Annotated in this window: 17 protein-coding genes; 7 read left to right on the forward strand and 10 right to left on the reverse strand. The window is 73.1% G+C overall.

Annotated features, from left to right (window positions below; translation table 11 throughout):
• Positions 1 to 67: 67 nt before the first annotated feature.
• From pyk to pta, 3 genes are all read right to left on the reverse strand, one after another.
• The gene (gene pyk / locus IH48_RS0105870; RefSeq protein ID WP_030900014.1) at positions 68 to 1,495 is read right to left on the reverse strand and encodes a pyruvate kinase; all 1,428 of its coding nucleotides are present in this window, start codon (positions 1,493 to 1,495) and stop codon (positions 68 to 70) included.
• A gap of 74 nt (positions 1,496 to 1,569) precedes the next feature.
• Positions 1,570 to 2,811 (reverse strand): acetate kinase, encoded by a 1,242-nt coding sequence (locus IH48_RS0105875; RefSeq protein ID WP_051839235.1) that lies wholly within the window; start codon positions 2,809 to 2,811, stop codon positions 1,570 to 1,572.
• Positions 2,808 to 4,982, reverse strand: coding sequence for a phosphate acetyltransferase (gene pta / locus IH48_RS0105880; RefSeq protein WP_030900019.1), 2,175 nt, complete (start codon positions 4,980 to 4,982; stop codon positions 2,808 to 2,810). The genes IH48_RS0105875 and pta overlap by 4 nt, the downstream gene beginning before the upstream one ends.
• Positions 4,983 to 5,219: 237 nt before the next feature.
• Here pta and IH48_RS0105885 point away from each other — a divergent pair, with 237 nt between their 5' ends.
• On the forward strand, positions 5,220 to 6,245 hold the full coding sequence (locus IH48_RS0105885) for an ATP-dependent 6-phosphofructokinase (RefSeq protein ID WP_030900021.1): 1,026 nt from the start codon (positions 5,220 to 5,222) through the stop codon (positions 6,243 to 6,245).
• A gap of 21 nt (positions 6,246 to 6,266) precedes the next feature.
• Here IH48_RS0105885 and IH48_RS0105890 read toward each other — a convergent pair whose 3' ends face one another.
• Both IH48_RS0105890 and IH48_RS0105895 read right to left on the reverse strand, forming a co-directional pair.
• The gene (locus IH48_RS0105890; protein WP_051839236.1) at positions 6,267 to 6,974 is read right to left on the reverse strand and encodes a response regulator; all 708 of its coding nucleotides are present in this window, start codon (positions 6,972 to 6,974) and stop codon (positions 6,267 to 6,269) included.
• The gene (locus IH48_RS0105895) at positions 6,971 to 8,623 is read right to left on the reverse strand and encodes a sensor histidine kinase (RefSeq protein WP_030900027.1); all 1,653 of its coding nucleotides are present in this window, start codon (positions 8,621 to 8,623) and stop codon (positions 6,971 to 6,973) included. Before IH48_RS0105895 ends, IH48_RS0105890 begins: the two co-directional genes overlap by 4 nt.
• 147 nt (positions 8,624 to 8,770) lie before the next feature.
• On the opposite strand from IH48_RS0105895, the gene IH48_RS0105900 reads away from it, so the two are divergent.
• Positions 8,771 to 10,156, forward strand: a complete 1,386-nt coding sequence (locus IH48_RS0105900) for a cation:dicarboxylate symporter family transporter (protein WP_030900028.1) — start codon at positions 8,771 to 8,773, stop codon at positions 10,154 to 10,156.
• Positions 10,157 to 10,215: 59 nt separating this feature from the next.
• Here IH48_RS0105900 and IH48_RS0105905 read toward each other — a convergent pair whose 3' ends face one another.
• The 3 genes from IH48_RS0105905 to IH48_RS0105915 are packed head-to-tail and all read right to left on the reverse strand — an operon-like array spanning position 10,216 to position 12,148.
• Complete coding sequence (locus IH48_RS0105905; protein ID WP_030900031.1) at positions 10,216 to 11,052, reverse strand: class I SAM-dependent methyltransferase; 837 nt, start codon at positions 11,050 to 11,052, stop codon at positions 10,216 to 10,218.
• A gap of 13 nt (positions 11,053 to 11,065) precedes the next feature.
• Positions 11,066 to 11,416 (reverse strand): hypothetical protein, encoded by a 351-nt coding sequence (locus tag IH48_RS0105910; protein ID WP_030900033.1) that lies wholly within the window; start codon positions 11,414 to 11,416, stop codon positions 11,066 to 11,068.
• Positions 11,417 to 11,425: 9 nt separating this feature from the next.
• Complete coding sequence (locus tag IH48_RS0105915) at positions 11,426 to 12,148, reverse strand: TetR/AcrR family transcriptional regulator (RefSeq protein WP_030900035.1); 723 nt, start codon at positions 12,146 to 12,148, stop codon at positions 11,426 to 11,428.
• 124 nt (positions 12,149 to 12,272) lie between these two features.
• Here IH48_RS0105915 and IH48_RS0105920 point away from each other — a divergent pair, with 124 nt between their 5' ends.
• The 5 genes from IH48_RS0105920 to IH48_RS0105940 all read left to right on the forward strand — a co-directional run bounded on the left by IH48_RS0105920 (position 12,273) and on the right by IH48_RS0105940 (position 17,490).
• Positions 12,273 to 12,737: a MerR family transcriptional regulator gene (locus IH48_RS0105920; RefSeq protein WP_030900039.1), complete on the forward strand. Its 465-nt coding sequence runs from the start codon at positions 12,273 to 12,275 to the stop codon at positions 12,735 to 12,737.
• Positions 12,734 to 13,075, forward strand: coding sequence for a thioredoxin (gene trxA, locus IH48_RS0105925; RefSeq protein ID WP_030900041.1), 342 nt, complete (start codon positions 12,734 to 12,736; stop codon positions 13,073 to 13,075). Before IH48_RS0105920 ends, trxA begins: the two co-directional genes overlap by 4 nt.
• Before the next feature lie 190 nt (positions 13,076 to 13,265).
• The gene (locus IH48_RS0105930) at positions 13,266 to 15,533 is read left to right on the forward strand and encodes a HelD family protein (RefSeq protein ID WP_030900043.1); all 2,268 of its coding nucleotides are present in this window, start codon (positions 13,266 to 13,268) and stop codon (positions 15,531 to 15,533) included.
• A gap of 181 nt (positions 15,534 to 15,714) precedes the next feature.
• Positions 15,715 to 16,335, forward strand: coding sequence for a TetR/AcrR family transcriptional regulator (locus tag IH48_RS0105935; protein ID WP_030900046.1), 621 nt, complete (start codon positions 15,715 to 15,717; stop codon positions 16,333 to 16,335).
• A gap of 18 nt (positions 16,336 to 16,353) precedes the next feature.
• Positions 16,354 to 17,490 carry a glycosyltransferase gene (locus IH48_RS0105940; protein ID WP_030900050.1) on the forward strand — a complete coding sequence of 379 codons (1,137 nt, stop codon included), beginning with the start codon at positions 16,354 to 16,356 and terminating at the stop codon, positions 17,488 to 17,490.
• Positions 17,491 to 17,586: 96 nt separating this feature from the next.
• Here IH48_RS0105940 and glgB read toward each other — a convergent pair whose 3' ends face one another.
• Positions 17,587 to 20,022 (reverse strand): 1,4-alpha-glucan branching enzyme, encoded by a 2,436-nt coding sequence (gene glgB / locus IH48_RS0105945; RefSeq protein WP_234434143.1) that lies wholly within the window; start codon positions 20,020 to 20,022, stop codon positions 17,587 to 17,589.
• A gap of 187 nt (positions 20,023 to 20,209) precedes the next feature.
• Complete coding sequence (locus tag IH48_RS0105950) at positions 20,210 to 21,652, reverse strand: maltokinase N-terminal cap-like domain-containing protein (protein ID WP_030900054.1); 1,443 nt, start codon at positions 21,650 to 21,652, stop codon at positions 20,210 to 20,212.
• Positions 21,653 to 21,757: the final 105 nt, after the last annotated feature.

Consider the following 21,757-nt stretch of genomic DNA (forward strand, 5'->3'; position numbering starts at 1 on the left):
CGCCGTGCCCGTACCCTCCGGGGTACGGGCCGGACGCGGCCCGCGGTGCGGCCGTTTCCGCCGCGGCTCAGCTCTGTGCGCCGCCGAGGTGGTGCACCCTGACCATGTTGGTGGTGCCGGGGACGCCGGGGGGCGAGCCCGCCGTGATGACCATGGTGTCGCCCTCGCCGAAGCGCTGGAGCTTCGACAGCTCCACGTCCACCAGGTCGACCATCTCGTCCGTGGTGCCCACCCACGGCACGACGAACGACTCGACGCCCCAGCTCAGGGCCAGCTGGTTGCGCGTGGACTCGTCGGTCGTGAACGCCAGGATCGGCTGGCAGGCGCGGTAGCGGGACAGCCGGCGCGCGGTGTCGCCCGACTGCGTGAAGGCGACCAGCGCCTTGCCGTCGAGGAAGTCGGCGATCTCGGAGGCCGCGCGGGCGACGGAACCGCCCTGAGTGCGCGGCTTGCGCCCCTCGACCAGGGGTTCGAGGCCCTTGGAGAGCAGCTCCGTGTCGGCGGCGGTGACGATCTTCGACATCGTCTTGACGGTCTCGACGGGGTAGGCGCCCACCGACGACTCGGCGGACAGCATGACCGCGTCCGCGCCGTCCAGGATCGCGTTGGCCACGTCCGACGCCTCGGCGCGCGTCGGGCGGGAGTTGGTGATCATCGACTCCATCATCTGGGTCGCCACGATCACCGGCTTGGCGTTGCGGCGGCACAGCTCGATGAGCCGCTTCTGCACCATCGGGACCTTTTCGAGCGGATACTCGACGGCCAGGTCGCCGCGCGCGACCATGACGCTGTCGAACGCCGCGACGACGGCCTCCATGTTGGCGACGGCCTGCGGCTTCTCGACCTTCGCGATGACCGGGACCCGGCGGCCGACCTCGTCCATGACCTTGTGGACGTCCACGATGTCCTGCGCGTCCCGCACGAAGGAGAGCGCGACCATGTCGCAGCCCATCCGCAGGCCGAACCGCAGGTCCTCGATGTCCTTCTCGGACAGCGCGGGCACGTTGACCGCCGCGCCGGGCAGGTTGATGCCCTTGTGGTCCGAGATGACGCCGCCCTCGATGACCATGGTCCGCACCCGCGGGCCCGAGACCTCGACGACCCGCAGCTCGACGTTGCCGTCGTTGATCAGGATCGGGTCGCCCTTGGCGACGTCGCCCGGCAGCCCCTTGTAGGTGGTGCCGCAGATGGACTTGTCGCCCGCGACGTCCTCGGCGGTGATGGTGAACTCGTCACCGCGCACCAGCTCGACGGGGCCCTCGGCGAAGGTCTCCAGGCGGATCTTCGGCCCCTGGAGGTCGACCATCACGCCCACAGCGCGGCCGGTGTCGGCCGCTGCCTGGCGGACGCGGTCGTAACGGCCCTGGTGCTCCTCGTGGCTTCCGTGGCTCATGTTGAGGCGGGCCACATTCATGCCCGCCTCGATGAGAGCCTTCAGCTGCTCGTAGGAATCAACGGCGGGGCCCAGTGTGCAGACGATTTTGGAACGGCGCATGAGGCTGATCCTATCGGTTTGTTTCTACGCGGAATATTCCGACTGGCGGAAAGTACAAATGGGCGGCGCCCCGCTCAGGCGTGCCCTTCTGTGGCGCGTTCGCGGCCACTTCCGTGGGCGCCGGCGAGCGCGAAGGTCTGCTGTGCGATCTCCAGCTCCTCGTCGGTCGGAATCACGGCCACCGCGACCCGCGCCCCGTCCGGCGAGACGAGCCGGGGCCCGCCGCCGCGCACGGCGTTGCGTGACGCGTCCACCGCGAGCCCCAGGCCGTCGAGGCCCGCCACGGCAGCCTCCCGCACCTCCGCCGCGTTCTCACCGACCCCCGCCGTGAACACCACCGCGTCCACCCGGCCGAGCACCGCCAGATAGGCGCCGATGTACTTGCGCAGCCGGTGCGTGTAGATGTCGAACGCGAGGCGCGCCTCGTCGTCGCCCTCGTCGATCCTGCGCCGGATCTCGCGCATGTCGTTGTCCCCGCAGAGGCCGACGAGCCCGCTTTTCTTGTTCAGGAGTTCATCGATCGCGTCGACCTCCATCCCGGCCACCCGCGCCAGGTGGAACACCACGGCCGGGTCGATGTCCCCCGACCGCGTACCCATCACGAGCCCTTCCAGGGGTGTGAGGCCCATCGAGGTGTCCACGCACCGGCCGCCCGCGACGGCCGAGGCCGACGCTCCGTTGCCCAGGTGCAGCACGATCACGTTGGTGTCCTCGTACGCCCGGCCGAGCAGCTCGGCCGCCTTGCGCGACACGTACGCGTGCGACGTGCCGTGGAAGCCGTAGCGCCTGACCCTGTGCTTGTCGGCCGTGGCCCTGTCGATCGCGTACCGGGCCGCGTACTCGGGCATGGTCGTGTGGAACGCGGTGTCGAAGACGGCCACCTGCGGCAGGTCGGGGCGCAACTCGCGTGCCTGGCGGATGCCCAGCAGGTTCGCCGGGTTGTGCAGCGGTGCCACCGGCACGAGCCGTTCGATCTCGGCGATCACGTTGTCGTCGATCAGCGTCGGCTCGGTGAACCGCAGGCCGCCGTGGACCACCCGGTGCCCGATCGCCACCAGCTCGGGGGAGTCGAGCCCGAGGCCGTCCCGCGCCAGCTCACCCGCGGCGGCCCGGAGCGCCGCGCCGTGGTCGTCGATCCGCGCCGTGTGCTCCCTGCGGGGGCCGTGGGACGGGGAGTGTGCGACGCGGGAGGCGGACTCGCCGATCCGCTCGACAAGACCCGTGGCCAGGCGCTCGCCCCCGTTCATGTCGAGCAGCTGGTACTTCACCGACGACGAGCCGGAGTTGAGGACCAGGACGCGGGCGGGGGTGCTCATGCTGACGTTTCCTCCTGTGCTGCCGGGACTGCCTGTGCTGCCTGTGCCTGGATCGCGGTGATCGCGACGGTGTTGACGATGTCCTGGACGAGTGCCCCTCGCGACAGGTCGTTCACCGGCTTGCGCAGGCCCTGCAGCACGGGGCCGACGGCGACCGCGCCCGCCGAGCGCTGCACGGCCTTGTAGGTGTTGTTGCCGGTGTTCAGGTCGGGGAAGATCAGCACCGTCGCGCGGCCAGCCACCTCGGACTCCGGCAGCTTCGTCGCGGCGACGGACGGCTCGACGGCCGCGTCGTACTGGATGGGGCCCTCGATGAGCAGTTCCGGGTGGGAGGCCCTGACCAGGCGCGTCGCCTCCCTGACCTTGTCGACGTCCGCCCCGGAGCCGGACGTGCCCGTCGAGTACGACAGCATCGCGACGCGCGGCTCGACGCCGAAGCGCGCCGCCGTCGCCGACGCCTGCACGGCGATGTCCGCGAGCTGCTCCGCGTCCGGATCCGGGTTGACCGCGCAGTCCCCGTACACGAGCACCTTGTCGGCCAAGCACATGAAGAACACCGACGACACGATGGCGGCCGGTGGGCGCGCGGCGGCGCAGGCCTCTCCCGCGCCGCCCCGCGCGCCGGCCTCTCCCGCGCCGCGCGTGGCGCCGGTGCTCTTGATGATCTCGAACGCGGGGCGGATCGTCGCGGCCGTGGAGTGCACCGAGCCCGAGACCATGCCGTCCGCGAGGCCCGCGTCCACCATCAGCGTGCCGAAGTAGTTGACGTCCGCCACCACGTCGTACGCCAGCTCCACCGTCGCCCCGCGGTGCGCACGCAGCTGCGCGTACCGCTCGGCGAAGCCCTGCCGCAGCTCGGAGGCCGCGGGGTCGATCAGCTGCGCTCCGCCGAGGTCGGCTCCGAGGTCGGCGGCCTTCTTGCGGATGGTGTCCGGGTCGCCGAGCAGCGTCAGGTCGCACACGTCCCTGCGCAGCAGCACGTCCGCGGCGCGCAGCACCCGCTCCTCCGTGCCCTCGGGCAGCACGACCCGGCGGCGCAGCGCGCGTGCCTGCTCCAGCAGGTCGTGCTCGAACATCATGGGCGTGACGCGCCCGCCGCGCGCCACCGACAGCCGCTCGACGAGGCCGGCCGTGTCCACGTGCCGCTCGAACAGGCCGAGCGCGGTCTCCGCCTTGCGCGGCGTCGCCGCGTTGAGCTTGCCCTCCAGGGCGAACAGCCGCGCCGCCGTCGGGAAGGACCCCTCCGCCACCGAGATCACCGGCGTGCCGGGCGCGAGCCGCTCGGCCAGCCTCAGGATCGATGCCGCGGGCCGCTCGTCCATCGTGAGGACGAGACCCGCGATCGACGGCGTGGACGCCGAGTGCGCGGCAAGCGCGCCGACCACGAGGTCGGCCCGGTCGCCCGGGGTGATCACCATGCAGCCGGGGGTCAGCGCGCTCAGCAGATTCGGCAGCATCGCGCCGCCGAAGACGAACCCGAGCGCGTCACGCGCGAGGCCGGAGTCGTCGCCGAGCAGGACCGTCCCGCCCAGTGCCCTGGTGACCTGGGCGACGGTCGGCGCCGCGAGCGCCGGGTGGTCGGGCAGCACGTAGCACGGCGCGGGCACCTGCACGCGCAGGCCCTCGGCGATCGCGTCGCGGTCGCCGGCCGCGACGCGGTTGACCACCAGGCCCATCACGTCGCAGCCGAGCGCCTCGTAGGCACGGAACGCGTTGCGCGCCTCGGCACGCACCGACTCGGGGCCCTGGTCCTTGCCGCCCACCACCGCGATGACCGACGCGCCGCACTCGTTGGCCAGGCGGGCGTTGAGCGCCAGCTCGTCCGGCAGCTGCGTGGCCGCGAAGTCCGTGCCGAGCACGAGGACCACGTCGTAGTCGCGCGCCACCCGGTGGAACGACTCGACCAGTCGGGAGATCAGCTCGTCCGTGCCGCGCTCGGCCTGTAGCGCCGAGGCCGTGCCGTAGTCGAGGCCGTAGACCGTGTCGGGTTCCTGGGTGAGCCGGTAACGCGCCCTGAGCAGCTCGAACATCCGGTCAGGGCGGTCGTGGACGAGCGGCCTGAACACCCCCACCCGATCCACCTGCCGGGTCAGCAACTCCATGACCCCCAGCTCGACGACCTGCCTGCCGTCCCCGCGGTCGATCCCGGTCACGTACACGCCGCGCGCCACGCCTGCTCCCCTCGTCCCGTCCACTCGCCCGGTTGGCCTCGGGCATGCCCCCTTGACAGTAACCCGATCAGATGCTTAGAGCGGGTGGGACGGGTGCCGTACGCGAAGGGGCGCCCGTGCGGTCGGGTGCGCGTGCGCCCGCCCCGCCGTGGCAGGATCGAGGCAGGCGGCCACCGTCCTGGCCGACACGGCCACCGCCCCGGCCGCCGCGAGCAGGAGCAGGAGACGACAGCGACGATGCGCATCGGAATTCTCACAGCGGGCGGCGACTGCCCGGGTCTGAACGCCGTGATCCGGTCGGTCGTGCACCGCGCCATGGCCGAGTACGGGGACGAGGTCATCGGCTTCGAGGACGGCTTCAAGGGGCTGCTCGACGGCCACTACCGGCCGCTCGACCTCAACGCGGTCAGCGGCATCCTCGCCCGCGGCGGCACCATCCTCGGCTCCGCAAGGCTGGAGCGCGGGCGCCTGCGCGAGGCCGCCGAGAACTGCCGGGAGCTCGCCACCCGCTACGGCATCGACGTCCTCATCCCGATCGGCGGCGAGGGCACGCTCACGGCGGCCAGGCTGCTGTCGGACGCGGGCATGCCCGTCGTCGGCGTGCCGAAGACCATCGACAACGACATCCACTCCACGGACCGCACCTTCGGCTTCGACACCGCGGTCGGCGTCGCCACCGAGGCCATAGACCGCCTGAAGACCACCGCCGAGTCGCACCAGCGGGTGATGGTCGTCGAGGTGATGGGCCGGCACGCCGGCTGGATCGCGCTGGAGTCCGGCATGGCAGGCGGCGCGCACGGCATCTGCCTGCCCGAACGGCCCTTCGAGGTCGACAAGCTCGTCAAGATGGTCAGGGAGCGGTTCGAGCGGGGCAAGAAGTTCGCGGTGATCTGCGTGGCCGAGGGCGCGCACCCCGCGGCGGGCAGCATGGACTACCGGCGCGGCGAGATCGACCAGTTCGGCCACGAGCGCTTCCTCGGCATCGGCAACCGCCTGGCCGCGGAACTCGAGCGCCGCCTCGGCACCGAGGCGAAGCCCGTCATCCTCGGCCACGTCCAGCGCGGCGGCACGCCCACCGCGTACGACCGCGTCCTCGCCACCCGTTTCGGCTGGCACGCCGTGCAGGCGGCGCACCGCGGCGAATTCGGCAGGATGACCGCACTGCGCGGCAACGCCGTCGAAATGGTCCCGCTCGCCGAGGCCGTCACACAGCTCAAGACGGTCCCGGAGTCCCGCATGGTCGAGGCCGAGTCCGTCTTCTGACCGGCCTGGCATCCACGGGCCTCAGGTGCCGGCCGATGTCCAGCGGTACTGCAGCTCCGGACGCCCGACCTGGCCGTAGCGTGGGCTGCGCTGCGCGCGGCGGTCCGTGACCAGGTGCTCCAGGTAGCGCCGTGCGGTGATCCGCGAGATGCCCACCCGCTCGGCCAGTTCCGCCGCCGTCAGGCCGGACGGCGACGAACGCAGCGCTGCCGTGACCGCGCGCAGCGTCGGCGCGCTGAGCCCCTTGGGCAGGGTGGCCGGCTCCGGTGCGCGCAGCGCGCCGAGCGCCGCATCCACCTCGTCCTGCCCGCCCGCCTCCCCGGCAGCCGTCCGGAACCGCGCGTAGCGCACGAGCCTGTCGCGCAGCGTCCCGAACGCGAACGGCTTCAGCACGTACTGCACGACCCCCAGCGACACGCCCTCCCTGACGAGCGCGAGATCGCGCGCCGATGTGACCGCGACGACGTCCGCATGGTGACCGCTCGCGCGCAGCGCGCGCAGCAGTTGCAGCCCGTGCCCGTCCGGCAGGTAGAGGTCGAGCAGGATCAGGTCGACCGGCCGCTGCTCCAGCAGCCGCGCCGCCCGGGCCCGCGTGTGCGCGACGCCCACCACCGTGAACCCGGGCACGCGCTCCACGTACAGCTGGTGCGCGTCCGCCGCCACCGGGTCGTCCTCCACGACGAGCACCCGTACCGGCCCGGCGGCGGGGCCCGCCTCCGCGCCGCTCATCGTGTCACCGCCGCCGCCTCGCCGCTTTCCGGCGCGACGCCGGCGGCCAGCGGCAGCCGCACCGTGAACTCCGCGCCCCCGTCGCTGCCCGCCGCGACGGCGACACTGCCGCGCGCCCGGTGCACCGCCTGCCGCACCAGCGCGAGCCCGAGGCCCCTGCCGGGCCCGTTGGTCGACCAGCCGCGCCGGAAGACCTCCTCCACCACGCCGGGCGCCACCCCGGGACCGGTGTCGCGCACCCGCAGCAGCAACTCGCCCACCTCCTCGTCGGCCAGAGCCGTCACCGTCACCCGCGCAGGCCCGGCGGCCGCCTCCCCGTCGACCGACGCCGCCTCCACGGCGTTGTCCACGAGATTGCCGAGGATCGTCACCAGATCGCGGGTCGAGAGGGCGGCGGGCAGCACCCCGTCGTCCATCCGGCTGTCCGGCGCGAGCACCAGCTCCACCCCGCGCTCGTTCGCCTGCGCCGCCTTGCCGAGCAGCAGCGCCGCAAGCACCGGCTCACCCACGGCACCGACCACCTGGTCCGTCAGCTCCTGCGCCAGCTCCAGCTCCGACGTGGCGAACTCGACGGCCTGGTCGACCCGGCCCAGCTCGATCAGCGACACCACCGTATGCAGCCGGTTGGCCGCCTCGTGGGCCTGCGAGCGCAGGGCCTCCGTGAAACGGCGCTCGGAGTCGAGCTCACCGGAGAGCGCCTGCAACTCGGTGCGGTCGCGCAGCGTCACGACCGTACCGCGGCGCTCGCCTCCCACCACCGGGCGGGTGTTGACGACGACGACCCGCTCGTCCGTCAGGTGCACCTCGTCCACCCGGGGTTCGGAGGCCAGCAGCGCCCCCGTCAGCGCGGGAGGCAGCCCAAGCTCGGCCACCGGCCTGCCCACCGCGGACTCGTCGAGCCCGAGCAGCTCCCTCCCCGCGTCGTTGACCAGGGCGATCCTCCGCCCGCCCTCCAGCATCAGCAGCCCCTCACGCACCGCGTGCAGCGCGGCCTGGTGGTAGTCGTACATCCGGCTCAGGCCCGTCGCGTCCATGCCGTGGGTGTGCCGGCGCAGCCGTCTGTTGATCACGTACGTGCCGAGCGCACCGAGCAGCAGCGCAGCGCCCGCCGCCACCGACAGCACCTTGAGCTGCCCCATCACCTGCGTGGATATCCGCTCCACGGTGATCCCCACACTGACCAGGCCGACGATCCTGCCCCCGTCCCTGATCGGTGTGACCGCGCGCGTGGACGGGCCGAGCGTGCCCGTGTACGTCTCGGTGAACGTCCTCCCGCGCAGGGCCGGCGCCGTGGTGCCGATGAAGTGCCTGCCTATCTGCGCGGGGTCCGGGTGCGTCCAGCGGATGCCGTGCGGATCCATGACCGTGATGAAGTCCACCTTCGTGTCGTGCCGCACGCGCTCCGCGTACGGCTGGAGCTCCGCCGTCGGGTCCTTCGTGCGGATAGCGGCGCGCACCGACGGCGAATCGGCCACCGAGCGCGCCGCGATCAGCACCTCGCGCCGCGCCGTCTCCCGCGCCTGCGACCGGTCGTTGACGAACGCGAACACGGCGCACCACGCGACGATCACCGCGATGAGCACGGCCTGTACCGCGAAGAGCTGGCCGGCCAGACTGCGCGGCTTGCGCGCCGCGTGGAAGGAGGACATGGGGCAAGTCTCCACGTTTCCCCGCCGGAGGCGTCCGCGTTGTCCACAGGCACTGGCCGGAAATCGTATGAACGAAATGAACATAAGGGTGACCGGGGTCACAGGGCGGTGGATAGTCACCGGGACCCCGAGTCAAGGAGGACACAGGTGGCCGCGAAACGGGACCGCACCCACTATCTGTACATCGCCGTGGTGGTAGCCGTGCTGCTCGGCATTCTGGTGGGCTTCGCGGCCCCCGGTACCGCAGTACAGCTCAAACCGATCGGCACCGGCTTCGTCAGCCTCATCACCATGATGATCGCGCCGGTCATCTTCTGCACGATCGTGCTGGGCATCGGCTCGGTGCGCAAGGCCGCCAAGGTCGGCGCCGTCGGCGGCATGGCCATCGGCTACTTCCTGGTGATGTCGACCGTCGCCCTGGCCATCGGCCTGATCGTCGGCAACATCCTGGAGCCGGGCCAGGGCCTGCACCTCACCGAGTCCGTACGGCAGTCGGGCCTCGCGCAGGCCAAGGGCACCAGCGACTCGCTGCCCGACTTCCTGCTGAGCATCATCCCGACGACGCTCGTCTCCGCGTTCACCGAGGGCTCCACGCTCCAGGCACTGCTGATCGCGCTCCTGGCCGGCTTCGCGCTCCAGGCCATGGGCAAGGCGGGCGAGCCGGTACTGCGCGGCATCGAGCACATGCAGCGGCTGGTGTTCCGCATCCTGGCCATGATCATGTGGGCCGCGCCGGTCGGCGCGTTCGGCGCGATGGCCGCGGTGGTGGGGCAGACGGGCGTCGACGCGCTCAAGTCCCTCGCCATCATCATGGTCGGCTTCTACCTGACCTGCGCGATCTTCGTCTTCGTCGTGCTCGGCCTGGTGCTGCGGTTCGCCGCACGCGTCAACATCTTCCTGCTGCTGAAGTACCTGGCACGCGAGTTCCTGCTGATCCTGTCCACATCGTCGTCGGAGTCCGCGCTGCCGCGCCTCATCGCCAAGATGGAGCACCTCGGCGTGAGCAAGTCCGTCGCCGGCATCACCGTGCCGACCGGCTACTCGTTCAACCTCGACGGCACCGCGATCTACCTGACGATGGCGTCCATCTTCATCGCGGAGGCCATGGACAAGCCGCTCTCCATCGGCCAGCAGATCTCCCTGCTCGCCTTCATGGTCATCGCCTCGAAGGGCGCGGCGGGCGTCACCGGTGCCGGCCTCGCCACCCTCGCGGGCGGCCTCCAGTCGCACCGCCCGGAACTGGTCGACGGCGTCGGGCTGATCGTCGGCGTCGACCGCTTCATGAGCGAGGCCCGCGCCTTGACCAACTTCGCGGGCAACGCGGTGGCGACCGTACTGATCGGCTCCTGGACGAAGGAACTCGACCGGGGCCGACTCGGCGAAGTACTCGCGGGCCGGGTCCCGTTCGACGAAAGCACGCTCATGGACGAGAGCGGTGGCGGAGGCGCGACGGGAGATGCCCCGGCGGCCGGGGCGGACGTGCAGGAGCAGCGCGGCGGCGACACCGCGCCGCGGACCGGGGCCGGCGTCTGACGCCCGTCACCCAGGACGGTGCGGGCCGGGTAGCGCGCCCACCAGCGCTGCCCGGCCGGTCACCCGCGCAGGCGCGCCGTCGCGAACTTCATCGTCATGGCGCACGGGACGGTGCCACCCGGCGGGGCCAGCTCCGCGGCCCCCGCCAGGAACGCCTGCCGCAGCCCGTCGACGGCGGTAGCGGGCAGCGGGCCCATGTTGTACACCCCCGCCATCGACTCCCACACCCGCTCCACCGGCCCGCCGAAGTCGATGCGGGCCGTCGACCACGTCAACCGGTCGAAGCCCGCCGGGCCGAGGATCTCCGCCATCCCCTCGGCGGTGCGGGTGCGCGCGTCGCCGAGGCGCGGCACGCGGCGCTCGCCCGGCAGATCGGCCGAGGCCCGGCGCAGGAGGGAGGCGAACAGCTCGTACGCCTCGCCGCCGGCCGCGCCACCGCCCAGCGCGCACACCAGCAGGCCACCGGGCACGAGGACGCGCGCTGCCTCCGCCGCGACCTGCTCGACGTCAGCCATCAGCGTCAACGCCATGTGGGAGACGCACGCGTCGAACGAGCCGTCCTCGAACGGCAGCCGCTGCGTACGCCCTTCGAGCAGCGCCGCCCCGGCGAGAGCCGGCCGCCGCCGCGCGAGCGCCAGCGCCTCGGGCGAGAGGTCGACACCGGCCAGGTCGGCCGCATCCCGCGTCCGAGCCAGGAGTTCGAGCAGCAGCCCGTCCCCGCAACCGAGCTCGACCACCCGCCGCGCGCCTGCGGCGAGGTCGGCGACGATCCGGTAGCTGGAGCGGCCGTCGCCGGACGTGCCCTCGCCGAAGGTTTCCGATGTCACGGCGGGCCGCTCGGCGTGGAAGGACCGCAGGAACGCCTCTTGGGCGTGTGCGTCGGCGGTGGAAGTCATCTCGGCACCCTGGTCACAGAAAGCGCTGTGCCGCCTCGACGCTGTCGCCCCCGCTCGTGTTGAACGCGATGGCCGCCTGCGGGGCATGGCGGCGGATCAGGTTCACGACCTGCTCGAACAGCGGAAGCAGCGGCTCGGCCTTGCGTACCCCGCCGCCGACGACCACCACGTCCCACGGACGCTCGGTGAGCGCCGCGACGAGGGCCGGTCCCGCGGAATCGTCGAACTCGATCAGCGTCATGGCCGCGTCGATCCCGTGCTCGCCGAACCGGGCCAATTCCGCGTCGAGACCTGCGCGGAGAGCTTGTGCGTCAACGCCGGGGATTGCCTGCGGGTCATAACCGACAACGAGTGCGGAGGGCATGCGGGCAATCTACCCGGGGCCTTGGCGGGCGATGCCGTCCAGCACGAGGCCGAGGGTGAAGTCGAAGCGTTCGTGGTCCGTCCCGGACGTGAGCTCGGCGGCGTAGCGCTTGGTCTGCGGGAAGGCGTCGGGCAGGCCGGAGAGCCGGCGGAGCAGTTCGTCCCGGCTGACGACCCACTCGTTGCCCGGGTCGGTGAGCAGCGACACCTCGAGCGTGTAGGCGTTGACGTACAGCATCAGCGAGTCGATGCCCCAGGCGGCGGCCTGCGGCGCGATGCCTCCCGCGAGCAGGATGGCGAGCATGCCCTCGCCGATGCGCAGCGTGTCCTCGTTGGTGGGGGCGGCGGCCAGCGCGGCACGCGAGATGCCCGGATAGCGCAGGTACTGGTCGCGCATCCGGACGCAGACGCCGGTGATCTGCTCCCGCCAGGCGGCCGGGTCCGGCTCGGGCAGGTCGATCTCGGTGCACAGGCGGCCGATGAGCAGCTCGCCCAGGTCGTCCTTGTTGACGACGTGCGCGTACAGCGACGCGGGCCCCGTCTCCAGGGCGGCCGCCACCCGGCGCATGGTAAGGGCCTCGTAGCCGTCGCGCTCCACGATGCCGAGCGCCGCGTCGACGACGGCGGCGACCGTGATCGGCTGCGCCCGCCGGCCTCGTGCGGGCGCAGCGCCCGCGCCGGGATCCGGCTGGTGGTGACGGGCGGCGCGCCGTTGCCGGGGAGTCGGGGACATGGCCTGAGTCTACTCAACCGACGAACCCCGTACGACGTGAGGCGAACGAGACTCGTACGATGCGAACAACGTTCACGAATCTCTCCTTGCCTTGACGTCGGCGTCAACACATACCGTCGAGGACATGCGCATCGGCGAACTGGCGGAGCGGGCCGGGACGACCACCCGGGCCCTGCGGTACTACGAGTCGCGCGGGCTGCTGCCCGCGCGGCGCACGCTCAACGGGCACCGCACCTACGACGAGTCCGACCTGCGGCTGCTCCGGCAGATCAGGGCGCTGCAGGACTTCGGGTTCGAGCTGGAGGAAACCCGTCCCTTCGTGGAGTGCCTGCGTGCGGGGCACCCCTCCGGCGACGCGTGCGCCGGATCGCTCGCCGTCTACCGGCGCAAGCTGGCCGAGCTCGACGCGCTGATCGCACAGCTCGGTTCCGTGCGTGTCGAGGTGGCGGCCCAGCTGGCGAAGGCCGAGCACGCGCACGCCGCCCCGGCGGACGTCGCCGCGCCGGAACCGCGCTGCGAGCTCACCGACGCGCTTGCCCGGCACGACCGAGGCCGCCCCGCGGCCGCCGACCGAGAGGACCGCTCATGATCGAGACCACCCATGCCGAGGACGTCGCCACCGTCTCCGACGCGGACTTCGACGCCACCGTGCTCGGCGCCGGCCTGCCCGTGCTCGTGGACTTCACGGCCGACTGGTGCGGCCCGTGCCGGCAGATCGCGCCCGTGCTCGACGCCGTCGCGAAGGAGGAGGCCGGCCGGCTGCGCATCGTGCGGATCGACGTGGACGCCAACCCCGCCACCGCGATCAGGTACGGCGTCCTGTCCATGCCGACGCTCATGGTCTTCCGCGGGGGCGAGCCGGTGAAGACCATCGTGGGGGCGCGCCCCAGGCGCAGGCTCATGGAGGACCTCGCCGACGTGCTCTGACACCGGGGCCCGTGATCCCCGATCTCCTGAACGCCGCCGCGAAAAGAGAAAGACCCTGTCCGCGAATTGACGGACAGGGTCTTTCTCTGCGTATATTGGGGGTTTCGTGCTCAACGCGCTCAAGCCATGCTCAAAAGCGAGGCGTGCACGTGGAGTTCGACGTTCACAGGTTACTAGGGCAGGGGTCGAATTGTCAAACGACGCGTTGCGGGACGAGCAGGAATTCATCTCCCGTCTGTATGCGCGCCTCGACGGCCTCAGGGACGGCGCCGAGGGCGCGATGAGCCGCTCCGTGGCCCAGGTGGGGACCGGCAGGCAGGCCAAGGTGGAGCGCGACGTGCGCGCTCAGGAGCAGGCCGCGCGGCTGTCGCAGCTGAATGCGGTGGAGTCGGGACTGTGTTTCGGCCGGATAGATTTCCGTGACGGCGCGGAACACCACATCGGCCGTATCGGAATGCGCGACGACGACGCGGAACGCACCCCTCTGCTGATCGACTGGCGTGCGCCCGTCGCCCGCCCCTTTTATCTCGCGACCGGCTATTCGCCGATGGGCCTGAGCCGTCGCAGGCACCTCACCACGCGGGGCCGCGAGGTCACCGATCTGTACGACGAGATCATGGACCTCGGCGACGCCACGCGCACCGGCTACGAGAGCCGCGACGCGGACGAGGTACTGCTCGCGGCGCTGAACGCGGCACGCACCGGCCGCATGGCCGACATCGTGCAGACGATCCAGGCCGAGCAGGACCGCATCATCCGCGCACCCCACCGCGGCGTCCTCGTGGTCGAGGGCGGGCCCGGCACCGGCAAGACCGCGGTCGCCCTGCACCGGGCCGCCTACCTGCTGTACGCGCACCGCGAGCGGCTGGCGCGCCGTGCCGTCCTCATCGTCGGCCCCAACCCCGCCTTCCTCGGCTACATCGGCGAGGTGCTGCCGTCGCTCGGCGAGACGGGCGTGCTGCTCGCGACCGTCGGCGAGCTGTTCCCCGGCGTCACCGCCACCGGCACCGACACCCCGGCGGCCGCGGCGGTCAAGGGCGGCGCCGCGATGGCGGACGTACTCGCGCGCGCGGTGCGGGACCGCCAGACGGTGCCCGAGCGCGTCACCGGGATCGAGCACGAGGAGCACGGCACGCTCCCGCTCGACCGCGAGAGTGCCGAGGACGCGCGCGCCGCCGCCCGTGCCACCGGACTCCCGCACAACCTCGCGCGCCCGCACTTCGCCTTCCGCGTGATCGACGCGCTGACGGCCCAGCTCGCCGAGCGGCTCGGCGCCGACCCCTACGGCGGCCCCAACCTCCTCGGCGCCGACGACATCGCCCAGCTCGGCAAGGAGATCGCCACCAGCCCTGCCGTGCACGCCGCGATCGACGAGCTGTGGCCCCACCTCACCCCGCAGCGGCTGCTCGCCGGTTTCCTCGCCGACCCGCTGCAGCTGCCCGAGCACGAGCAGGCACTCGTGCGCCGCAGCGAAGGACCCTGGACACCGGCCGACGTGCCCCTCCTCGACGAGGCCGCCGAGCTGCTGGGCGAGGACGACAGCGCGGCGCGCGCGGCGGCGGAGGCCGCGCGCCAGGAGCAGGTCGCGTACGCGCAGGGCGTGCTCGACGTGTCGGCCGGATCGAAGACGTACGAGTTCGAGGACGAGGAGTCAGAGGTGCTCGCCGCGCACGACGTCATCGACGCCGAGCGGTTCGCGGAGCGCCAGGAGGAGGCCGACACGCGCAGCGCCGCCGAGCGCGCCGCGGCGGACCGCACCTGGGCGTTCGGCCACATCGTCGTCGACGAGGCGCAGGAGCTCTCCGCGATGGCGTGGCGGCTGCTGATGCGCCGCTGCCCCAGCCGGTCGATGACACTGGTCGGCGATCCGGCGCAGACCGGCGACGCGGCGGGCTGCGACTCGTGGCGGCAGATCCTCCGGCCGTACGTGGGCGACCGCTGGACGCTGGAGCGGCTGGGCGTCAACTACCGCACGCCGGCGGAGATCATGGAGGCCGCGGCGGACGTGCGGCGCGCCGAGGAGCCGGACTTCACGCCGCCGCGCTCGGTGCGCTCGACGGGCGAGGAGCCGTTCGTCGTGACCGTGGCGCCGGATGAGCTGGCCACCGCGGCTGCCGAACTCGCCCTCAAACTCTCGGGCACGCAGGGGCAGGCGGCCGGGACCGTGGACGCGGCCGGGGCGGCGTCCCTGGGCAGGCTCGCGGTGATCGCGCCCGCGACGCTGCTGCCGCGGCTCGCCGCCGAACTGCCGGGGGCGTCCCACGGCGAGATGCCCGACCTGACGCGGCCGACGGTGCTGCTCACGCCGCGCCAGGCGAAGGGCCTTGAGTTCGACACAGTCGTCGTGGTCGACCCGGACACCGTGCGCACGGCATCGCCGCGCGGGACGAACGACCTGTACGTGGCGCTGACGCGGCCGACGCAGCGGCTCGCCGTCGTGCGCACCGCGGCGGCCTGAGCCAGGGCTGCCGCTGCGCCGACCGCGACGCCGTACCGGAGGCGCGGGCAGCTGGACCGGGGAGCGAGCGGGTGACGGGCCGAGGGCCGTTGACGCCGCCGCCGGGGAGGCGGCGGGGCGTGTGTCCGTACGGGCACACGGGCCGGGCTCATACAGCGGGCGGGGCTCATACAGTGGGCGCATGCCCCGTCGTTCCTACCGTTCCACCGTGCGTGAGCAGGCCGCCGCGAGCACCAGGACCGCGATCCTGGACGCCGCGGAGGCGCTGTTCGCGGAGCACGGGTACCCGCGCGTGGCCATCAGCAGCGTCGCAGAGTCGGCCGGTGTCGCGCAGGGCACGGTGTACGCGGCCTTCGGCAACAAGCCGGCCCTCGTCGTCGCCCTGATGGAGCGCGCCGCCTCGGACCCCTCCGTCGAGGCGGCCGTCAGCGCGGTGGCGGCCGCCACGAGCGGCGGCGAGATCGTCGCCCTCACCGTCGAGGGAACGGGCACCATCGTGCGGCGGCACGCGCGCACGATGGACGTGCTGTACGGCAACGAGTCGGCGGACCCGGTGATCGCCGGGGCCGTGCGCCGGGCCGAGGCGCTGCAGCGGGAACGCTTCGCCGGGATCGCCGCGCGCCTCGCGGAACTCGGGGCGCTGCGCGAGGGGCTCGGCGTGCGCGATGCCACCCGCGTCCTCGAGTACTTCGTCTCGCCCGGGTCCTGGCACCGGCTGCGCCGGCTCGGCTTCAGCGGGAAACGCGCGGGGGAGTGGCTCACCGACCAGGTGGCGCACGCCCTGCTGGACCAAATTCGATGAAGTCGTACCCTAATCAATATGCGCATACTCTTTTCCAGTACGCCCGCACACGGCCACCTGCTGCCCCAACTCCCGCTCGCCCGCGCGTTCCGCGACCGGGGTGACGACGTCGCGGTGATGACGGCGGGGGCCTTCGCGCCCGTCCTCGCGCCCGAGGGGATCGAACTGCTCGGCGTGGGCCCCACCGCCGACGTGCTCTTCGCCGAGACGGCGCGCAGGACCGGCGCCGACGCGGCCACGGACCCGACCCCCGAGACCGTCGCCGAGTTCTTCGCCGGCACGCGCGTCGACCTCACCGCCGACGAGGCCCTCGCCGCCGCCCGCGCCTTCCGCCCCGACCTCGTCGTCGCCGAGGCCTGCGACGCCGTGGGCCCGCTCGCGGCCGCCGCCCTCGGCGTGCCGTACGCCACCCTCGCCTTCGGGCCCGCGATCCCCGCGCCCTTCACCGACGGCCTGACCGCCGTGGCCGCGAGCCGCTACGCCGACCGCGGCCTGACGCAGGGCCAGGCGCGCTGGTACCTCGACCCGTGCCCCGACGCGATCCAGGCGCCCGGCCGGCGGCCGCCGCACGGCAGGCTGGCGCTGCGTCCCGAGCCGCACCAGGGCCCGGCCGGCGCACCGGCCGTCACGGACACGGCCCCCGCCCCCGGCGGTCGTGCCCGCGTACTCGTCACGTTCGGCACGCACTTCGCCGAGCCGCGGGTACTGGGCCCGATCCTCACGGCGCTGTCCGCGTCAGGCGCCGACCTCCGCGTCACGCTCGGCCTCACGGCGTCGGCCGACGACTACGACGTCGACCGCGAGCGCGTCACCTTCGCCCCCTTCACGCCTCTGGCCGAACTGCTGCACGGGATCGACCTCGTGGTCACCCACGGCGGCGCGGGCACCACGCTCGGGGCGCTCGCACGTGGCCTGCCGCTCGTCGTCGTGCCGCAGGGCGCCGACCAGTTCCTGCAGGCGGCGGGCGTCGCGGCGTCCCGCACCGGGATCGCCGTTGAGCCCGGTGCCGCCACACCGGAGGCAGTGGCCCGCGCGGCGGCCGAGGTGCTGGCGGACGCGCAGTACGCCGACAACGCCCGCAAGGCGGCGGACCAGATCAGCGCGATGCCCGCACCCGCCGAGGTCGCGGACACCCTGGCGGCCGCACTGCGCTGACCGCCCCGTGCCGACCGCACCCGTGCTGACCGCACCGCCCTCACCGCCCGCGCGCTGACCGCGCCGCGCCCGCCGCCGTCGGCGGGCGCGCTCGCGTCACTCCGGCCTGAACCAGACCGTCGACAGCGGCGGCAGCGTCAGCGACAGGCTCGTCTCGCGGCCCTGCGCGGGCACCGGCTCGGGCTTCAGCGCCCGTGCGCCGCGCACGCCGCTGCCGCCGAAGCGCTCCTCGTCCGTGTTGAGCACCTCCGCCCACCCCGCGTACCCGTCCGGCACGCCGAGCCGGTAACCGTCGCGTACGACCGGCGAGAAGTTCGACACCGCGAGCAGCGGGGCGCCCGAGCGGCCGTGGCGCAGGAACGCGAACACGTTGTCGTCGGCGGCGCCGCCCTCGACCCACGAGAACCCCTCGGGCTCGGTGTCGCGCTCCCACAGCGCCGGCGTCTCGCGGTAGACCGCGTTCAGCGTCGCGACCAGGTCGCGCACGCCCTTGTGGTCCGCCGCCGCCGTGTACGACGGGTCCACCAGCCACCAGTCGGGGCCGTGCCCCTCCGACCACTCGGCTCCCTGAGCGAACTCCTGCCCCATGAAAAGCAGTTGCTTGCCCGGATGGGCCCACATGAAGCCCAGGTACGCCCGGTGGTTGGCGCGCTGCTGCCACCAGTCGCCCGGCATCTTGGACACCAGCGCGCCCTTGCCGTGCACCACCTCGTCGTGCGAGATCGGCAGGACGTAGTTCTCGCTGTAGGCGTACACCATCGAGAACGTCATCTCGTTGTGGTGGTACTTGCGGTGCACCGGCTCCTTGGCCATGTACTCCAGGGAGTCGTGCATCCAGCCCATGTTCCACTTCAGCCCGAAGCCGAGCCCGCCGAAACCGCCGGGGCCCGTGTGGTGCGTGGCGCGTGTGACGCCGTCCCACGCGGTGGACTCCTCCGCGATCGTGACGACGCCGGGGCAGCGCCGGTAGACCGTCGCGTTCATCTCCTGCAAGAAGCGCACCGCGTCCAGGTTCTCCCGGCCGCCGTACTCGTTGGGCGCCCACTGGCCGTCCTCGCGCGAGTAGTCGAGGTAGAGCATCGACGCGACGGCGTCCACCCGCAGTCCGTCGATGTGGAACTCCTCGCACCAGTACACGGCGTTCGCGACGAGGAAGTTGCGCACCTCCGTGCGGCCGTAGTCGAAGGTCAGCGTGCCCCAGTCCGGGTGCTCGGCCCTGCGCGAGTCACCCGGCTCGTACAGGGGGCGGCCGTCGAAGCGCGCGAGCGCCCAGTCGTCCTTCGGGAAGTGCGCCGGCACCCAGTCGATGAGCACCCCGACGCCCGCCCCGTGCAGCGCGTCCACCAGGAACCGGAAGTCGTCGGGCGAGCCCATGCGCGACGTCGGCGCGTAGAAACCGGTGACCTGGTAGCCCCACGAGCCGCCGAACGGGTGCTCGGCGACCGGCATCAGCTCCACGTGCGTGAAGCCCAGCTCCCTCACGTACGCGGGCAGTTGCTCCGCCAGTTGCCGGTAGGTCAGTCCTGGCCGCCAGGAGGGCAGGTGCACCTCGTAGACCGAGAACGGCGCCGTGTGCACGGGCCGGTCCGCACGGTGCGCAAGCCACTCCTCGTCCCGCCACGCGTGGCGCGAGACCGCCACCACCGACGCCGTGGCGGGCGGCACCTCGGTGGCACGCGCCAGCGGGTCCGCACGCAGCGAGTGGTGGCCCTCGGGCGTGCAGACGTCGTACTTGTAGACGTCGCCCTCGCCGATCTCAGGGACGAACAGCTCCCACACGCCGCTCGAACCGAGCGAGCGCATCGGAAGCGCCGTGCCGTCCCAGTAGTTGAACGCGCCGGCGACGCGCACACCGCGCGCGTTGGGCGCCCACACCGTGAACCGCGTCCCCGTCACGCCCCCGTGCTCCATCACCGTCGAGCCGAGCGCCTTCCACAGCTGCTCGTGGCGGCCCTCCGAGATGAGGTGCAGGTCGAGCTCGCCCAGCGCGGGCAGGAAGCTGTACGGGTCGCGCACCTCCACGACGTCGTCGCCCTGCGCCTCGCCGTAGCGCACGCGCAGCGTGTACGCCGGCACCCCCGCGAGCGGCAGCACGCCGGAGAACAGCCCGTCGCCCTCGTCGTTCAGCGCCGTGACCGTGCCGTCCGCGACGACGCTCACGCCGCGCGCGTACGGGCGCAGCGCGCGCACCAGCACGCCGCCGTCCACCGGGTGCGCGCCGAGCAGGCCGTGCGGGTCGTGGTGCTCGCCGCGCAGCAGCCTGCCGCGGTCGCCGTCGTCGAGCGGGGGAGCGGGCGGCGTGGCCGTGGCGCCTCGCGGCGTGCTGCCGGTCCCGCCCGATGACCCGGACGAGCCCGCGGCGCTCACGGCCGGACCGGTGTCGAGCGGCGGCGTGCGGCGCGAAGGCACGGGCCTGCCCGGGGGCTGCGCCGGGGGATCGCCCATCGGCACGGAACCGGACGCCTTGGCGGGACGGAAACGGGCGGACACTTCTGGCTCCGACGGGGTGTCGGACGACGGACGGGCGGTCACGGTGCTGCCTCCTCGGCGAGCGTCGGACGAGCGTGGGCTGTCGGAGAACTGCGCGGACGGCGTGGTGAACGGCGTGGCTACGAGTCTGCTGGACGGGCGGCCGCGGCGCGAGCGGGCCGCGGGCGGACGGGCAGGGAGCGCGTGCGGACGGGTACGGAGCGCGGACGGACGGGTACGGAGCGCGCCCTCACCGCTGCGCCGCCAGGCGCTCGATCGCCGCCATCGGCACCGGCAGCCAGTCGGGCCTGTGCCGCGCCTCGTACAGGACCTCGTAGACGGCCTTGTCCGTCTCGTAGGCCCGCAGCAGCTCCGGCTCCGAGCGCGGGTCCGTGCCGGCCGCCCGCGCGTAGCCCTCGCAGTAGGCGTCCCTGCACCGCGCCGACCAGTCGGCACGCCACGGCTCGCGGGAGCGCGCCGCGTAGTCGAAGGAGCGCAGCATCCCCGCGACGTCGCGCACCGGGGGCTGCGGCCTGCGCCGCTCGGCGAGCGGTCTCGCGGGCTCGCCCTCGAAGTCGATGACGGACCAGCTGCCGTCCGGGCTGCGCAGCGTCTGCCCCAGGTGCAGGTCGCCGTGGACCCGCTGGGCCGGACGGACGCGCTCCGCCGCGTCGAGGCCGCCGAGCGCCTCGAAGGCGGCGCGCAGCCCAGGGGCGTACGGCCGGAGCGCGGGCACGGCCTGCGCCGCCGTGTCCAGCCTGCGGCTCATGGCCTCGGCGAGCTGCGCCGTCCTGCCGCCGTCGAGCGTCACCGTCGGCAGCGCGGACGCCAGCGCGAGGTGCACCTCGGCGGTCGCCCTGCCGAGCTCGCCCGCCTCCGCGGCGAACGCGTGCCCGCCGTCGAGTGCGGCGAGCGCCAGCTGCCAGCCGTCCGTCGAGCCCCGCAGGTACGGCTGGACGACGCCGAGCGTCAGGGACTCCCCGCTGCCCGCGGGGTCCGCCGCCTCGAACCAGGCCACCGGCGCGGGCACCCGGGCGCACCCCTCGGCCGCGAGCGCGAGCGGGAGCTCCAGGTCGGGGTGGGGCCCCGGCACCACCCGGCGGAGGATCTTGAGGATGTACGCGTCGCCGTACACCAGCGACGAGTTGGACTGCTCGGCGCCGAGCAGCCTCGGGGCGAGACCGGCCGGGATCGGCCCCGCGCGCCCGAACCGCAGGGGCCCGACCGCGTCCACGCTGCGCAGCCGGTCCATGACGACACCTGCGAGGTACGGGTCGTGCAGGGCGTCGTAGACCGTGCGTCCGGCGAGCGGCCCCTCGGTGGCGTCGCCGATGAGCGAAGGCGCGAGGTGCGGCGGCAGCGACGTACGCACGCCGAGCAGCAACTGGTAGCAGTCGCCCGGGGCCGTGGCGCTCACGGGCGGCTGCCCGTCGTGCTGCTCCACCCGCAGCAGCAGGTGCAGCAGTCCTGGGCCCTCGCCGCCGGACGGCACGGGCGGCAGCAGTTCGGTGACCGCGACCGGCACGAGGCCCGTGAGCGTGCGCCCCTTGCCCGCGAACCAGCGCTGCCGCGGCAGCCACTCCCGCAGCAGCGGGGCGAGCGAGTCGACCACCGCTTCGGCCGCGGCGGACGGCGCCCCGGCCCGGACGGCGGCCTGTCGCCCGGTGCTCCGGGCGGATGCAGCCTTCGGCATGGCAGCGCGTCCTTTCCCCGGGTACACACAGGATGCGCCGAGTGTCCCGGATTGCGGCGGTAGCTGTCCGGCTGTTCGGAATGTGTCGGGTGAGGATGGTCCGTA

This window comes from Streptomyces sp. NRRL F-5126 (assembly GCF_000721265.1).
Taxonomy (GTDB): Bacteria; Actinomycetota; Actinomycetes; order Streptomycetales; family Streptomycetaceae; genus Streptomyces.

Bases quoted from the DNA above. Each gene is read 5' to 3' on its own strand.
- pyk (WP_030900014.1), bottom strand. From the start codon at position 1,495: ATGCGCCGTTCCAAAATCGTCTGCACACTGGGCCCCGCCGTTGATTCC.
- IH48_RS0105875 (WP_051839235.1), bottom strand. From the start codon at position 2,811: ATGAGCACCCCCGCCCGCGTCCTGGTCCTCAACTCCGGCTCGTCGTCG.
- IH48_RS0105885 (WP_030900021.1), top strand. From the start codon at position 5,220: ATGCGCATCGGAATTCTCACAGCGGGCGGCGACTGCCCGGGTCTGAAC.
- IH48_RS0105890 (WP_051839236.1), bottom strand. From the start codon at position 6,974: ATGAGCGGCGCGGAGGCGGGCCCCGCCGCCGGGCCGGTACGGGTGCTC.
- IH48_RS0105895 (WP_030900027.1), bottom strand. From the start codon at position 8,623: ATGTCCTCCTTCCACGCGGCGCGCAAGCCGCGCAGTCTGGCCGGCCAG.
- IH48_RS0105905 (WP_030900031.1), bottom strand. From the start codon at position 11,052: ATGACTTCCACCGCCGACGCACACGCCCAAGAGGCGTTCCTGCGGTCC.
- IH48_RS0105910 (WP_030900033.1), bottom strand. From the start codon at position 11,416: ATGCCCTCCGCACTCGTTGTCGGTTATGACCCGCAGGCAATCCCCGGC.
- IH48_RS0105915 (WP_030900035.1), bottom strand. From the start codon at position 12,148: ATGTCCCCGACTCCCCGGCAACGGCGCGCCGCCCGTCACCACCAGCCG.
- IH48_RS0105920 (WP_030900039.1), top strand. From the start codon at position 12,273: ATGCGCATCGGCGAACTGGCGGAGCGGGCCGGGACGACCACCCGGGCC.
- trxA (WP_030900041.1), top strand. From the start codon at position 12,734: ATGATCGAGACCACCCATGCCGAGGACGTCGCCACCGTCTCCGACGCG.
- IH48_RS0105935 (WP_030900046.1), top strand. From the start codon at position 15,715: ATGCCCCGTCGTTCCTACCGTTCCACCGTGCGTGAGCAGGCCGCCGCG.
- IH48_RS0105940 (WP_030900050.1), top strand. From the start codon at position 16,354: ATGCGCATACTCTTTTCCAGTACGCCCGCACACGGCCACCTGCTGCCC.
- IH48_RS0105950 (WP_030900054.1), bottom strand. From the start codon at position 21,652: ATGCCGAAGGCTGCATCCGCCCGGAGCACCGGGCGACAGGCCGCCGTC.